1 protein-coding gene is annotated in these 238 nt (G+C 48.7%); it reads right to left on the bottom strand.

What is annotated here, in order from left to right; all coding sequences use genetic code 11:
• Positions 1 to 238 (bottom strand): phage tail length tape measure family protein (locus R0J87_RS24415; RefSeq protein ID WP_498889633.1); only part of this gene is annotated, 238 nt, incomplete at both ends.

The following is a 238-nucleotide window of genomic DNA, read 5'->3' as shown; positions in this document are numbered from 1 at the left end:
ACCAAACATATCTTTTAACTGGCCACCTTGCTGCAGAAAGACAGTTAAGGGGTTTTGCCCCCCCTGTAATGATACCGCAATATCAGTAAATTGAGCTGGAACACCGCGTAGCGCTGCCTGCATTTGCTTGGCAGATACGCCGTTCTTATTGAAGTCGACCGATGCTTTGCCCACCTGGTCACGCATCTGCTGAATGCGCGTGTTGTACAGTTTAAAATCGTTGTCGTCGATCAGCTTG

The sequence above is a fragment of the Halomonas sp. SIMBA_159 genome (assembly GCF_046536035.1).
GTDB lineage: Bacteria > Pseudomonadota > Gammaproteobacteria > Pseudomonadales > Halomonadaceae > Vreelandella > Vreelandella venusta_A.
The sequence above is the reverse complement of the archived record's forward strand: the minus strand, read 5'-3'. Positions and strand labels throughout refer to the sequence as shown.